The 14,407-nt window shown below is 56.0% G+C and carries 9 protein-coding genes; all 9 read left to right on the forward strand.

The window, feature by feature from the left end; all coding sequences use genetic code 11:
• The first annotated feature begins 617 nt into the window (after positions 1-617).
• The 9 genes from D7S44_RS22020 to D7S44_RS22060 all read left to right on the forward strand — a co-directional run bounded on the left by D7S44_RS22020 (position 618) and on the right by D7S44_RS22060 (position 14,308).
• The gene (locus D7S44_RS22020) at positions 618-2,696 is read left to right on the forward strand and encodes an AAA family ATPase (protein WP_120458354.1); all 2,079 of its coding nucleotides are present in this window, start codon (positions 618-620) and stop codon (positions 2,694-2,696) included.
• Positions 2,697-2,729: 33 nt separating this feature from the next.
• The gene (locus D7S44_RS22025; RefSeq protein WP_120458355.1) at positions 2,730-3,704 is read left to right on the forward strand and encodes a helix-turn-helix transcriptional regulator; all 975 of its coding nucleotides are present in this window, start codon (positions 2,730-2,732) and stop codon (positions 3,702-3,704) included.
• Positions 3,701-4,948: a hypothetical protein gene (locus D7S44_RS22030; RefSeq protein ID WP_218834661.1), complete on the forward strand. Its 1,248-nt coding sequence runs from the start codon at positions 3,701-3,703 to the stop codon at positions 4,946-4,948. The genes D7S44_RS22025 and D7S44_RS22030 overlap by 4 nt, the downstream gene beginning before the upstream one ends.
• The gene (locus D7S44_RS22035) at positions 4,941-6,914 is read left to right on the forward strand and encodes a phospholipase D-like domain-containing protein (RefSeq protein WP_240629525.1); all 1,974 of its coding nucleotides are present in this window, start codon (positions 4,941-4,943) and stop codon (positions 6,912-6,914) included. The genes D7S44_RS22030 and D7S44_RS22035 overlap by 8 nt, the downstream gene beginning before the upstream one ends.
• The gene (locus D7S44_RS22040) at positions 6,907-9,462 is read left to right on the forward strand and encodes a helicase-related protein (protein WP_120458356.1); all 2,556 of its coding nucleotides are present in this window, start codon (positions 6,907-6,909) and stop codon (positions 9,460-9,462) included. Before D7S44_RS22035 ends, D7S44_RS22040 begins: the two co-directional genes overlap by 8 nt.
• A gap of 81 nt (positions 9,463-9,543) precedes the next feature.
• Positions 9,544-10,380, forward strand: a complete 837-nt coding sequence (locus D7S44_RS22045) for a GTPase (protein ID WP_240629526.1) — start codon at positions 9,544-9,546, stop codon at positions 10,378-10,380.
• 10 nt (positions 10,381-10,390) lie between these two features.
• A complete protein-coding gene (locus D7S44_RS22050) occupies positions 10,391-10,849 on the forward strand; it encodes a hypothetical protein (protein ID WP_120458358.1) in 459 nt (152 codons plus the stop codon).
• A complete protein-coding gene (locus D7S44_RS22055; RefSeq protein WP_120458359.1) occupies positions 10,846-12,684 on the forward strand; it encodes a dynamin family protein in 1,839 nt (612 codons plus the stop codon). Before D7S44_RS22050 ends, D7S44_RS22055 begins: the two co-directional genes overlap by 4 nt.
• Positions 12,671-14,308, forward strand: coding sequence for a GTPase (locus tag D7S44_RS22060; protein WP_120458360.1), 1,638 nt, complete (start codon positions 12,671-12,673; stop codon positions 14,306-14,308). Before D7S44_RS22055 ends, D7S44_RS22060 begins: the two co-directional genes overlap by 14 nt.
• Positions 14,309-14,407: the final 99 nt, after the last annotated feature.

Here is a 14,407-nt window from a genome sequence, read left to right on the forward strand (position 1 = left end):
TATGTTGCATGGTAAGCAACAGACCGTAGTATGCGTATTGTATAATGTGGATTTTGGGGAAAGAGCGAGAGTGATGGCACTGGCTATCGTAGCCAAAAATGAAGCACGGAGATACTTTATTTAACATAATTATGATTACCCGAACTTAGGTTTGTTACTCCAAAGCGCTAATGTCGTACGGGGAGATGCGGATGTTTTGACGGGGGGATAAAAATCAGTACCGGCCATTGTTCCCTCAATCAATAATGACCAGCAAAAGTGGCACTGATAAATCCATAAACCGTCTCGTTTTAATCAAGTGAAAGAATAAGTGTAGGCGTTGATGCGTGTTTGCTCATACCAGTGAGTGGTTTTGACAGCGTTATGAGATGTTCAACGGACGAACGTTATGATCAAACGGGCACGAATAACTGTTTCGAACCTCTCTTCTGAATTGACACCTCCGCCAGACAGCGGCGGTAAAACGCGCCGTTGTCACCGTATGCGCCCTGAGCATAACTCTGCGACACATTGTGACGCAGCAAACTGTTTCAAAGTAGAATTTTTTCCGGCAATGCTCTGCGACACAACTTGTCATCTTCGGCAGGAGAATAGTGTTTTTTGCCCGGAGACGAAAAATGATTCCTGTCCTGCACGCCGTGAAACCAGATTCTGATGACATTAATTTGCAGTTATGGCTGTTTCGCCTGTTATTCCGGCTGGGAGCGCATAAGCAATTTATTACTGCCGGCGGATTAACCCATACGCTGCTCAGCGACTATTTCAGCTTGACCCACTACGAAAATCAGTCGTTCACACCGGCAGAGCAACAAAACGTACTGGATACCTTGCTACAGCATTACCGGGAGCTGGAGCGGCGGCCCGCTTCTGCTGCGCCGTCAGCGTCGCAACAGGCTATCGGGCAGCTGGCGCGTCGTATTGGCCTGAGCAAAGCGGAGCAGTTAATTTTTGAATTTACGATAAAACTGCATCATGAACGTTTGCTGGATGATGCGGCGGACTGGCTTGGTCTACTCAGTTCGTCAAAAGTGTATGGCATTCTGGCGACGTTATTGGATCTACCCCAGACGGATATTCGCCACGCACTCGGCCCGACCAGTCTCCTGAGCCAGACCGGTCTGGTCACGCTGGAAACCAGTGGATTACATTCGCTACGTAATAAACTTGAGCCGTTTTCCTTAACGCTGGCTGAACGCCTGAGTGATGGCGAAAGCGATCCTGCCCGTTTACTACAGGGAATCGTTACCCTCTGTGAAAAGTCTCATCTGACTTTCGACCATTTCGCCCATCTCCCAACCATAAATATCATTCGGCAGTGGCTGTATTACGCGCAAAGTTCACGCCGCCCTGGGGTCAATATTTTGATTTATGGTCAGCCTGGCAGCGGAAAAAGTCAGCTTTGTCGCCTGCTGGCGCAGGAACTGGGAAGCGAATTGTATGAAATCGCAAGCGAAAATGAATCTTCGCGACTCATAACCGGTAGTCGGCGTCTGCGAGCCTGGCAGGCCGCTCAACGTTTTTTTGCGGGCGATAGCGCGCTGATCCTGCTGGATGAAGCTGAAGACGTGTTCAGCGACAGCGCAGGTTCGTTCTCCTCCCCCGCAAGCCCGCTGTCTAAAGCGTGGATTAATCGCCTGCTGGAAGAAAACAGTGTTCCCGGTCTGTGGGTCTCAAACGACATCAGCGCAATGGATCCCGCTTTTATTCGCCGTTTTGATATTGTTCTCGAACTGGATGTGCCGCCGCGCCAGCAACGCGAGGCGCTGTTAAAACAGGCCTGTGACGCAACGCTGGCACCCGGCGATCTCGCGCAACTGGTCAGCCACCGCGCGGTAACGCCCGCCATAATTGAACGCGCCGCCAACGTTACCCGTTCCATGACTGACCGGAAGGATGGTCAAAAACGCGCTCAATCTTTAATGTTTTTAATCAATAACACACTAAAGGCGCAAGGTCATACGCCGATAAAACAGAAAAATAGCTCTGCGTCAGCGACGGTATACGATCCGTCATTCATTAGCAGCGACAGCCCGGTTACCGACATTGCTGCCGCGCTTTCAGCAGAACATTCGGCCCGCCTCTGTCTGTATGGCCCTTCCGGAACCGGTAAAACGGCCTGGGCGCACTGGCTGGCGCAGCAACTGAAAATGCCGGTGGTGGAAATCAAGGCTTCTCAACTGATGAGTCCATATGTCGGTGAAAGCGAACAAAACATTGCAGCCATCTTTGCGCAGGCGCGACGTGAAGGTGCGATGCTGCTGATAGACGAAACTGACACCTTTCTGGCAGACCGTGAAGCGTGCCAGCAGCGCTGGGAGCTGAGTTGCGTGAACGAGATGCTCAGCCAGATAGAGCATTACAACGGCATTTTAATTACCACCACTAACCGATTTGAGGTTCTGGATGCTGCGGCTTTGCGCCGTTTCGATCTTAAAATTCGCTTCAGCTACCTGTGTGATTACCAGGCTGTCGCGCTGCTTAATCTCTATTGCGAGCAGTTGCAACTTGACCGCCCATCTACCCAGACAGTGCTGAACCTGACGAAGTTAACCTCATTAACACCGGGCGATTTTGCCGCGGTTTCGCGGCAACACACATTCAGGCCGCTGACCTCCGCCAGTGCCTTCGTTGCCGCACTGAAAGCGGAATGCTGGTTAAAAAAAAGCGATAAGCCCGCTATTGGATTTTTGCATTAATCCACTGTGCGTGACGAAAACAGGGAGTAAAACGTGGCTAGAAGACCCGAAACAATTGAAACAACATTGCTGGCAATTGAGCTGTTGCGGCGTATTCCTCGTGGCAGAAAAATCACTGCAAAAGCCTTGCACGAACAGCTATTGAATGCGGGCATTGAACGGGAATTACGCACTATTCAGCGCCAGCTGGAGATGCTCTCTCATCACTTTGCCATTGAGTGTGATACCCGTAATCGGCCATACGGTTACTGCTGGTCAGAAAACGCGAAAGGGGTGTCGTTGCCGGTATTGACGCCGCAGGAATCTCTGTTGCTGGCGATGGCAGAAGCGCATCTTAAACCCATTCTGCCCGCCCGACTGGTTAAATCCATGACAGGCTTTTTTACTCAGGCACAACGTAATCTGCAGGGAAGTGGCCAGAGTCGGCTGGAGGCAGAGTGGCCCGATAAAGTGCGAATCGTCGCCACCAGCCAGCCTTTATTGCCGCCTCCCATTGCAGAGGGCGTATTTGAGTCGGTGAGCGAGGCGCTCTATCTGAACCGCTGGCTGAAGATCACTTACCGTAATGCGGGCGGTAAAGAGAGCGAAAATTCGGTGATGCCGCTCGGACTGGCGCAGCAGGGGCCGCGCCTCTATCTGGTTTGTCGCTTCGATGGCTATAACAATGAGCGCAGTCTGGCGATGAACCGAATTCTGGCGGCCCATGTCAGCACCTTTACCTTTGAGCGCCCTGCCGAATTCAGCCTGAAAAAATACGATGATGATGGACGCTTTGGTTTTGGCGAAGGCCATCAAATTTTCCTGACGTTCGAAATCGAACGTAGCGCCGGACTTCACCTGATCGAATCCCCGCTCTCGCTTGATCAGACCCACCGCGAACTGAGCGATGACCGCCTCGAATTTTCCGCCACCGTGGTTGACAGCGCCATGCTGAACTGGTTTTTGGCCGCGTTTGGCGAGGCGGTCAGCAACGTGGAACGTCGTCCCATTTTGGAAATTGCCGAATGAGCGTGAACACCCTGAGCTGGGGACTCTGCGCGCCGGGCGCGGTGATCTCCGTGCGTCGAAGACGCACCCTGAAAATCAGCGAAACCGTTGCTCGCTTCAACCAGCTCGCTGTGCCGGGTCTGGGCGGCGTGTGGTTTGGTCGTCAGCTCATCATGGCGTTACAGGGGGTGGCGATTGCCACGGAAACCGGCGAGCGGTTCAGCAATATTGAGGTGGCCAACGCTATTGAGGCGCTCTCCTGCTGGAAAGGATTTAAACAGCCCTCAGCGCGCAATGGCGATCGCCGTCTGCGCGGGATCCGCAAAATAAAATCGCTGGAGGCCGAAAGCATTATCTTTCGCGCCGCCCGAAAAAAAGCGTTTTATGTCACTATCCCGATGCGGATGGCGACTCTGGAAGCCCTGCCCGCGCTGGGACTGGTGCAGCCACAGCGTAGTTTCAATGCCTTTCAGTGCACGCCGCTGGGCGAGCAGCTTGCCAGGGTTGAACCCAAACAGCGTGACCTGCTGACGCACTGGGTGAAATCCGGTGGTGCCCCGCCCGCGTCGCTGGTTTCGCCGCTGACGCCGTTACCCCGAACGGCCCGTCGGCTGATTCGCACTCAGTTGCAGTATGCGGGTAATGAACAGAGCCGACAGCGCCGCAGTGCGGCGCTACAGTGGGTCGAACGGCTGCGCCAGCACCCTCCCGCGTCGCTCAGCTGGCAGGATCGCCCAGGCGAGATCTCGGCGGATCACTGGCACGATCTGCAGGCTGGTGCCTTTTTTACGCGCACACGTCACAGCGCGATCGCACTGCTGGAGACCATTGAACAGGAGATGGCACAGCGCAGCAGCGGCCCGCAGTTTGCGCTCAATCAGACGTTTTCAACGGTCGTGCAACAGGCGCTGAAAACGCTCAAGCGCAACGCGCGGGGGTTTCTGGATCTGCAACACGGCGACAATGACGCTAACCAGTTTTGCAGCGAATGCAGTGGCGAAGCGGTTGCGGTGCTCCGTGCGCTGGTCAGCCGGGATGGCCACATTCTCCAGCTTAATGGCGAGCACATTGAGCCAGGCGCGGCGTTCAAAGCGACGGGCTTACCCGCCGGGCGGCAACCGGAGGAGCAGGATGATCTCCCGCCTGTCGCCGACGGATTCTGGCCTGCGGATATCTCCGGGCGTATCCCAAACCTGTTTTTGCTCAACCTAGATCTGCACGGCGAACTGAATGCCTGGCTCAGCAAGGCGGTGTCAAATGGCTGACCGGCGCCCACTGCCGCCATCACTGGCTGACTACTTTGATGCCCCTGAAGGATATCGCGGACATTTTGGCTGGGCTTGTGGCTTCTCTGCCGATAAACCGTTCCTGAACAGCGCGATGGAGCGCTTTAGCGGACTGAATCACGCGACCCGCTCCCATCAGGGACAGTGCCAGTTAGCGCTGTTTCTTGACGCCGGAAACCGCGCTATTTCGCCGGTAGACGTGCCCGGCGTTGCCCATTGTCTGTTGCAGGCCGCACCGCCGCTCAAATTACTTCATGCGAAGGTCGCCCTTCTGGGGTTCAAGGCTGAGGATCCTGAAGCGGGCTGGCGTCTTCGTCTGCTGGTCAGCAGCGGTAACTGGACAGAAATGACATTACAGCGCAGCCTGGATCTGGTCTGGTGCCTCGACCTTTCACGCGAGGCGCTCCTGACTGACACTGTTGCGGTTCAGCAGAGCTGTGCCGATTTCAAAGCCGCGCAAAGCCTGCTCAGCGACATTGCCGCCTGGTGTGAAACCAGCCTGTTGTCGCTGGTTGTCAACAATCAGCCTGCCTCCGGCACCCTGGCGCGTGAAGAGGTTGAGAGCTGGCTCGCGGCCTGCCGCAAGCGTGCACACGGTAAACCCCGGCTGGTCGATAACCGCAAAAGATCTTTGTTCAGCCAGCTGCAATCCTGGCTGGCGCAGCCTTCTTTTACCGGGAAACGGAATTATCTGGCGATGGGATCCGGTTTCTTTGAAGCAGGTCGTCAGGACGTTCTGGTGCCGCAGAAGATTGTTCAGCAATTGCAGGCGTCGAATCAGTTAACTCAGTCAGCGGATGTTGACCTGTTTGTTAATCCGCTGGCCTGTCAGGCCGTGGCACACAGTCTGGAAGCGCTGCAGAACCAGCGTTTCACCATCAGACCACCCGCCCAACCGACGCAGCCCGCACGTTTTCTGCACGCCAAGTTTATTTTTAGTGCTAACCAGCGCGCGGGAAGCGAGATGCTGAACCGTACCTGGCTCTATATGGGTTCAGGAAATCTCACCGAGCCTGGCTTTATGCAACGAATGAAACAGGGAACGGGAAACCTGGAAGCGGGCATCTTTTTTACGCCCGGTCGGCTGGCAAAAAGTCAGAAGGGCAAACTGCCACCCGAACAGACGCTGACCTGGTTACTGCCGGTGCAGAGCGAACACGACTGCGACGATCTCCAGGAGCCGCTAGCCGCCGGTGAAGAGATGGCGGAGCGCCCGTCGCATTATGCACCGCCCGTGGCATGGCTGCGGTGGCAAACGCGGGATGAGGGTAATCACCTGCTAACTGCGCCTGACCTGCCACCGCAAGGCATCACGCTACTGAACCGCGATGGCATGGCCTGCCGCCAGACGCATGAAGGCTTTGAGTGGCAGGGCGACATGCCACGCTCGGTGACTCTCCGCTGGCGGGGCGATCACGACGAACACTGCGCCAGCATTCCGGTCATTGATGAACTGGGCCGCATCGCGGCGACACCATTAAGGCCGCTCAGTCTGGACGAGGCGTTGTGGCAGCTGGCGCACTTCCCGGTCGCACCCGACGTCGAACCGTCCGATGAGGAGGAAGAGCTCAACCTGTCGGCAATGCCTGCTGACGAAGCGTTAAGCGGCGGGCAGCGCGTTGACGTTCATCCCATTCGCCAGATGATGGCACTGATCGAGGGTATTGCCGATAGCCAGACGCAACTGGCGGAAAGTGACTGGCGTCTCTGGTGCTGCAGCCTGGAGCAGGCGTTGATTCAGGCCAGTCATCACGATGACATTGTCCGTTTTCGCGATACCGGGATTAATCCGCTCAGCGCATTACGGGAAGCCGCGTTTCGCCCGGTATTCGCCGAAAACGATGCGAGTGAAGCAGGACAGAATTACCTGCAAATGCTGGATCGCGTGGAACACGCCTGGGGCGTATCAGCGCTCTGCTCGTTAACGGAGGTTGCCGATGTATAAGCGTTTTCAGGGCTGGTCGCGGGTCGCCGATTTACTGCGCCAGCAGGTCAGCGAGTCACCCGCTCAACTGAATGCGGGACAAAAAGCGACCCTGTCAGCAATTGCCGAACGCATTGAGCAGCAAGGTATGATTCTGGCGGATGAAGTGGGTATGGGGAAAACCCGCATTGCTGCCACCCTTGCCCGCTGCGTCATTCAGGCGGGTGGCCGAGTGGCGGTGTTAATTCCGGGTGGGCTTGCGGCTAACTGGCAAGAAGAGCTGAAAACCGTCGGCGTCATCCCGTCAGCACCGCTGCTCTCGCTGAAACAATATATGCGTGTCTGGGCCCCCGATGCCCCTTCCCGTCCATGGTTTGCGGAACAGTGCCTGATCATCTCCCATGCGATGGCAAACTGGCGACTGGGTGCAGGCAGCTATCCCTGGCGTTGGGGATTGCTGCCCGAGCTCTGTCAGCAATGGTTACACCAGCGGCACGAAAGAACCCTGTCTGAGCCCTGGCTCAAGCGGGCGGCACAAGAGATCTATGCGTTCACGCACAATCTACCGAAGGCTCATCCGGCGCGAAAAACCCTTGACGCGCTGGCGGCAGAGGTGGTGATGAAACGAGCGCGGCGCGATGAACACTATACCGTAGAGAGCAATGAGCGCCGCCAGCTGGAAACCAGCGTCGGGCTGGGGCTGGGAACGTTTGATCTCATCATTGTGGACGAAGCGCACAAAAGCCGTGGTGCGAGCAGCAGCCTGAATCGCGTACTGGAGAATGTCATCCAGCCCGCCCGTCATGCCCGCCGACTGGCGGTGAGCGCCACGCCGGTTGAGTTGCACAGAGATCAGTGGAAGCAGATGCTGCAACGTATCAACGTCCATGCTCCGCCGGCGATCGAAGCCATCGAACACTATCAGTCTGCCGTTGACGATCTGCGTCAGAATTATACCGACCCGCGCGTGCAGCAACGTTATCGCGCCGCTTCCGCGGCTTTCCAGCAGGCGCTCTCGCCGTATCTGCTGCGCCGTGACAAGCGGGAAGATGAGTCTGTACAGAAATATTATCAGCACACCACCCGTCCCTATCGACGAGAGAAAGCGATCGTTGTGGATACCTTTGCCTTGTCGATGGCGTGGAAACAGGCGGTTTGCGCCGCAGAAGCACTCTCTTTTGTCAGCCGGATGCACGAAGACAGCGCAGCAAAACGGCTGCGCCTGACCTTTGGCAACGGGCACGGTATCGCCACGGTAATGAATAATCAGCACGATGAAACCCCCGATGCGCAGCTGAGTGAAATCATCGCCGTGGCTGACGACACCGCCCCGGCTGACAAACGTCAGCAGCGCGCCCGCTGGTGGCAGCGTAAGCTCAACGCGGTGATGAAAGCCGATGACGAATTTGCGCTGTTTAATCATCCCGCCATTCTGGCCACCGTCAATGCCGTGGAAGCCGTCTGTGACAGCGGAGAAAAAGTGCTGGTGTTTGGCCGCTTTACCCAGCCGATGCGAGCGCTGGTCAAACTCATCAATGCCCGCGCTCTGTTAAAAGCGCTGGACAAGAAAGAGCCCTGGCCGCAGGAGTATATTCGTGAGGATGAGTGGCCCGCCATTCAATGCGCCAGTCGCCAGCTGTATAACCGGGATGCCGACCAGGCCGCCCTCACCCGCCAGCTGAAACGCCAGTACCGTTTGCTCAGTCGCGATCGTGAGGCGTTTCGACATCGTCTGCTGCCTCTGCTGCAACAGGGACTTGAATCCTGTGAAAATGATCAGGTCAACGCCCTGTTCACGCTGTTCGCGCAACGCAGCGAGAGCGGTTCGCCGCATCGGGATTTGGTGAGTGTGGCCCATGCGCTGTACCTGTTGACTAACACGGACGCTGAACGCCACTCCCCTCTGCATCTGGCTGGTGTGTTTACCGACCTGATCAATGCGGCCCGCGACCGCGATCATGCCGACGGCCAGACAGAAGCGATCGAAGAGGCGCAGAGCACAGAACTGCGCTGGCAAGCCGTGCTGGAGCGGCTCGATCAGGAGTACGGCCCGCGCGAAAGCCATTTTGCCCGTCTGATGGATGGCAATACTGCGCCGCCTACCCGCCAGTTGCTCAATTTTGCCTTCAACCGGCCACACTGCCACCCTTCGGTTCTGGTGGCGCAATCCCTGGTCGCCAGAGAGGGGCTGAACCTCCACTTAGCCTGCCGCACGGTGGTGATGATGCATCCTGAATGGAATCCCGGCGTCGCGGAACAACAGATTGGCCGCGTCGACCGGCTCAACAGCCTGTGGCAGAAAAAACTGGATGAGGCACTGGCGGCCGGTCAGCGCGGCGATCAGCTGCCCACAATCGATTTCTGCCCGGTAATTTTCAAAGGCACCTATGACGAACAAAACTGGCAGGTGCTGAGTCAGCGCTGGGACGACCTGCGAGCGCAGTTGCATGGCAACCCCTTCTCCGCCAGCGCGCTACAGGATCATGCTCTGCACAGAGAACTTATTCAGTCGGTGCTGGACAGTGCGCCGAACTTCTCTCCGTTAAAGAGAGCGCAGTCAAAAGGGTAGTTTGCACGCTTGTTACTTACAGATAAAAGGTTGAGTCAACCATAAGGAATCACGATGGGGAATATTGACGGACTGACGCTGATGCAGAGAGAAGATCCTGCATTCGCTGAGCATTACCTGCGTTGGGAAAGTATCAGGCAGGCCACAGCACCCCATCAGGTGGCCATTTGCGGCCTGATGAATGCTGGGAAAAGCGCATTACTGAATATGCTGACCGGACACCTGGAACGGGAGTATTTCGCCACCGGCGCGAGTCGCACCACGGCAGACGTGCAGTCGATAACGATGGACAACATTGACTGGCTCGATACGCCAGGCATTGATGCCAGTGACAGTGATGATCACACCGCCTGGCGCGGCATTTTGCGAGCGGATTCGGTTCTTTTTGCCCACACCCTGCGCACCGGCACGCTTGAGCAGGTGGAACTCGATTTTCTTGATACGCTGATGCGCCATATCCCCGATCTGCCGCAACGATTGATCGTGGTGCTTACCCACGCCGATAGCGTAGAAGCCCACCAGCAAGAGAGCATTGATTCCATTACCCGGATTCTCTCCACGCGTTTTGCTAAGCCGTTGCCGCTGTTTGTCACCTCAAGCCCGCGTTTTATTAAAGGCACGCTGACGAATAAGCCTGGGCTGGTTCAGCGCAGCGGCATTCCGCAGCTGCTGGCAGCCATCACTACCCGCGTCAGTGAGGCCAACGCTTCGCTCGTTTCCGGGCGGGCGCTGGAAAAAGTACATCTCGACATCATGCTCAAGGGTGCCATCACTGAGGCGCTTGCCCGGCGCGAAGAGCAGATGAACGCGCTGCTTCAGCAACATAAAGATGAGGACAGAGCGTTTCGCAAGGCAGCGAAGCAACTGCTCAACGCCCTGCGTCAACGTATCCCTGATGAGAAAAAATCTGACATTTAAGGAAAAAACGATGTGGTGGTTACTTATTCCTGTTGTAGGCGCAGTGATTACAGCCGTCGCCTCCTCAGACAGCAGCAGTTCATCTTCTTCATCTGATAGCAGCAACAGCCGTGAGACGGCGGCGCGCGACGCGCTGGAAAAAGAGCAAATGCGTAACCGGGAATTGAACCGGGCGGCACTGGTTCAGGATGCCCGCAAAGGCCTGGAGAGACTGCTGGCCGATCATGCTGCGTTTCTGAAACGCACCCAGCCCAATAACTGGCACACACTCACGGCGGTTAATCTCGAAACTGCGTTAAGCACTCCGGCGACGGTAAATAACAGCTTTGCAAAACTGCGGGCGCTGTTACCGGACCTGGAATATGTCGGCAACGCCAGTGAGGTGCAGACGCGTATTCACCAGTTGCAGGGTGAGATCGCGGAGCTGCTCGCGCTCAGTCAGCGTATTTCTGAGGAGGAGGATCAATGATCACCTCTCCAGCCAACCGTAATGAACTGCTCGCCGTGTTTTCGCAGGTGGCAGAGGGATTTAGCTCCACGGGCAACAGGATTACACAGTACGAAGCGCGCATTAGTCCATTGCTGGCAGCACTCACCGACACACAACAGCGTGATCCCTGGGCCACCAGCGCACTCCGGCGTGACCATCCTTTTTTGCGATTTGTTGAAGACCACACCGCACGGCTGCGAGAGATGCTGCGCCTCCAGGTCGGGGAGATACTCAGCTATCAGCGGAAAAACCGTTTTCGCCAGAAGTTCGATGATGCACTAATGGTCTACGTTTACGGCAAAGTCAAAGCCGGTAAATCCTCGTTCGGGAATTACATTGCTTGGGGCCACCCCTGCCCAGATGCGGCGCTGAAAAGCCAGGCTGAACCGAAACCCGCCTTCTTTTGTGAAGTGGATAGCGGCACAACGGAGAAGATGTCGGCAGAGAAAATGGCGCAACAGCAACATTTTTCCGTTGGCGTCTCAGAGACCACCAGCGCTATTCAGGGGTTCACCCTGCCTGGGCTGACCTGGATTGATTCGCCCGGTATTCACTCCGTAACCGCTGAAAATGGCCGACTGGCGCAGGAGTACAGCGATGCCGCCGACCTTATCATCTATCTGACCAGTTCCAGCAGCCCCGGTCGCAAAAGCGATCTGGAGGTAATGCGCGAAGTGGTTGAGAAGAACAAGCCGATGATGGTGCTGATCCCGGCCAGCGACATTATCGACGAAGATGAAGATGACGAAGGTAATCCCGTTTCTCAACTGATCATGAAGTCAGATGCCGATCGCGCCGATCAGGAAAACTATGTCAGCGAGTCGCTTTCTGCGCTGGTGGACAGCCATCAAGCGGGCGTTACGGTGCAATCCATCTCGGTCGAGTATGCGCGACAAGGCGCAGACACAGAGCGCAACGCACGCTGGCAGGAGAGCGGCTTAAAGACGTTTGCCGAAACCGTTGCGCGGATCGCGCAGTCCGACGGTATCAAAATCAAACAGCGCACACCGCTGATTAACCACAAAAATGTTTGCGATTATCTGATCAACAGTGGCGATGACATCATCACGCTGTTGAATGACGTGGCCGCCGGGCTGGACGACGCCGCGCACAAACTGCATCAGGAGTGTGAACGCCTCTGTCTTGAGCTGGAGCAGCGGCTTCAACCGAAAATCGAACGTCTGATCGATCGCTACGCGATGGATAACCGCCAGTACCTGTCGCACTGCGCCAGCGTGTGGGAAGAGGAGATTGCGACCAGCAAAGCGGCGCTGCTTACTCAGGTTCAGCAGGGCTTTGATCAGTTGACACTTAACCTCAACCAACTGGATGTCATTGACGAGGCGATACCCGGTTTTGAAAAGCGCACAGAGCGCATCGCCTTTCACTCACGACTGGGGGAAAACGTCGGGAAAGCCGGTGGCGCGGCGGTAGGCACGGCGATCGGCGCAGTCGCGGGAAGCATCATTCCGGGTATAGGAACCGCCATTGGTGCCACCGTCGGCGGCCTGCTCGGCGGCATGATGGGCGGCTACGGCGGCGGCAAAATTGGGGAAAATTTCAATTCAACCGAATATGAAGATATCGAAGTCGGCGATAACCGCGTGGAGGTGGCGTTAAAAACCCGCAAAGTGTTAAGCCATCGGGCTGAACGCGAACTGGGCGCGGTCACGATCATGCTGGAGAACGCCTTCTATGGCGATATCAAAGTCTGGGTGACAGAGATCCATACCGCCCTGACTGCCTTACAACAGGAATTACTTAGCCAGCATCTGGCCCTGAAAGAGGAGTTGCTTAACAATGAACCTGCCTGATTATCAACACGTTTTTGATGTTTATCACCACTGCCAGGAGACGCTCGACGTGGCCTTACCAGCGGGTGAAGCCGCCTTGCTGGGCAAACGCCTGATGACGAAAAGCGAGCAATTGCAGCCGGTGATTATGGTGTACGGCGTCTATAACGCCGGGAAAAGCACCTTGCTTAACGCACTGATGGGCCGGGCTGATGCAGAAATGGCGGACAGGCCCATGACCGATCAGGTGACGGGCTATCAGTGGCGCGGCTATACGCTGTATGACACGCCGGGCATCGACGCTCCGCAGGAACATCAGCAGGTGACGGAAGCGCATTTGCGTGAATCTGATGTGGTGTTATTCGTCGTCGCCACCGGCGGCGCGGTCGAGGAGCAATCGACCTGGCAGGCGCTGATTTCGCTGGTCGAAAAAGAGCGTCGCGTCATGCTGATCGTTAACAATAAAACCGGCCTTAAACCCGAATCCCCTGAATATCTTCATATCGTCGATCAACTCAGACAGCGCCTCCAAGATGCCGCCGACGAGGCGCAGATCGGCGATATCCTCAGCAAAGTCAGTATCCATCTGGTGAATGCCCGTTCAGCGCTCAAGGGAAGGCTTGAGCAGAAGAGAGGACTGATCAATTCCAGCGGGATCGCGTTGCTGGAAGAGCAACTGTCGCAGTTCTTGCAGGAAACCGATCAATACAGCGTGCTCGATACCTGTTACAGCGACCTGCGTCAGGCCATTGATACCGCCCTGCTCTCGCTCGCCAAAATCGATGCCAGCCCGGAAAGCGAGGCCCTGCAGGACGCCAAACTGCGCGTGGAGAGTGAGCGCGAGCGCCTGAGCCTGCAACTCCATGATCAGTTAGAGAAAAACATTCAGAAGCATCAGCACGTCCTGGCAGGCACCATTGATGACCTGCTGGAAAACTGCCGCTCTAAGCACGTCTTTGAAGCGGACCTCAGCCGCGAACTGGAAGTGGTCTCAGATAAGATTTTCCAGCAACAGCAGGCGTTACTGGAAAGTGAACTGCCCAAAACGCAGCGCAAGCTGGAGGACATTGGCGAAACCTTACAGGTCGCCGAGATGCGGCAGGCTCAGGCAGAGAGTCCGGACGTAAAGGCGTTCCAGAGTGAAGAAGAGGAATCTGCCTGGAAACAGGGCATGAAGCAGGTGATGGGCCACAGCGACAAACTGGACGTGAATGCCCTTGCCGAGGCCGGTGCCAAAAAAGGGTTAGTGATTGCCAAAGATCTGTTGCCAAACCTGTTTAAAGGAATTGGTAAGAAAACCATCGAACGCTGGGCCGCCACGGCAGGACGCTTAGCAGGCCCCGCCATTGCTCTGGGCGTGGGAGCCTGGAATATTTATCAGGCCGTGAATGAAAATGAAAAATTAAAGCAGGCAAGACGTCGCCGTCGTGAAGCCGCAGAAGACACCGCCGCCACGCTGATGGAGGGGCTGAAACACGCATGGCAGGGGGTGATTCGCGAGGTGGTGAATGAGATTTTTGAACCGGTAGACGCGTTTCTGAAACAGCGTAAAAACGAGCATCAGCAGCAGAGCGATCTCACCGCAAAACGTATAGAGGAATTAGAAACAGCAAAACGTGCGTTGAGGGATTTCAGGGTGGGGTGAGTGGGAATATGACGGGTTAGCGGGTTAGCTGCCAGACATTAATGCGAGTTTATCGATAATGAAGAAGAGGAGACGTTTCTGTACGTTACCCGATAATTC

This window comes from Pantoea piersonii (genome assembly GCF_003612015.1).
GTDB lineage: Bacteria > Pseudomonadota > Gammaproteobacteria > Enterobacterales > Enterobacteriaceae > Pantoea > Pantoea piersonii.

Excerpts from the sequence above, each read along its gene's own strand:
- D7S44_RS22035 (WP_240629525.1), top strand. The coding sequence starts at position 4,941 with ATGGCTGACCGGCGCCCACTGCCGCCATCACTGGCTGACTACTTTGAT.
- D7S44_RS22030 (WP_218834661.1), top strand. The coding sequence starts at position 3,701 with ATGAGCGTGAACACCCTGAGCTGGGGACTCTGCGCGCCGGGCGCGGTG.
- D7S44_RS22020 (WP_120458354.1), top strand. The coding sequence starts at position 618 with ATGATTCCTGTCCTGCACGCCGTGAAACCAGATTCTGATGACATTAAT.
- D7S44_RS22060 (WP_120458360.1), top strand. The coding sequence starts at position 12,671 with ATGAACCTGCCTGATTATCAACACGTTTTTGATGTTTATCACCACTGC.
- D7S44_RS22040 (WP_120458356.1), top strand. The coding sequence starts at position 6,907 with ATGTATAAGCGTTTTCAGGGCTGGTCGCGGGTCGCCGATTTACTGCGC.
- D7S44_RS22050 (WP_120458358.1), top strand. The coding sequence starts at position 10,391 with ATGTGGTGGTTACTTATTCCTGTTGTAGGCGCAGTGATTACAGCCGTC.
- D7S44_RS22055 (WP_120458359.1), top strand. The coding sequence starts at position 10,846 with ATGATCACCTCTCCAGCCAACCGTAATGAACTGCTCGCCGTGTTTTCG.
- D7S44_RS22045 (WP_240629526.1), top strand. The coding sequence starts at position 9,544 with ATGCAGAGAGAAGATCCTGCATTCGCTGAGCATTACCTGCGTTGGGAA.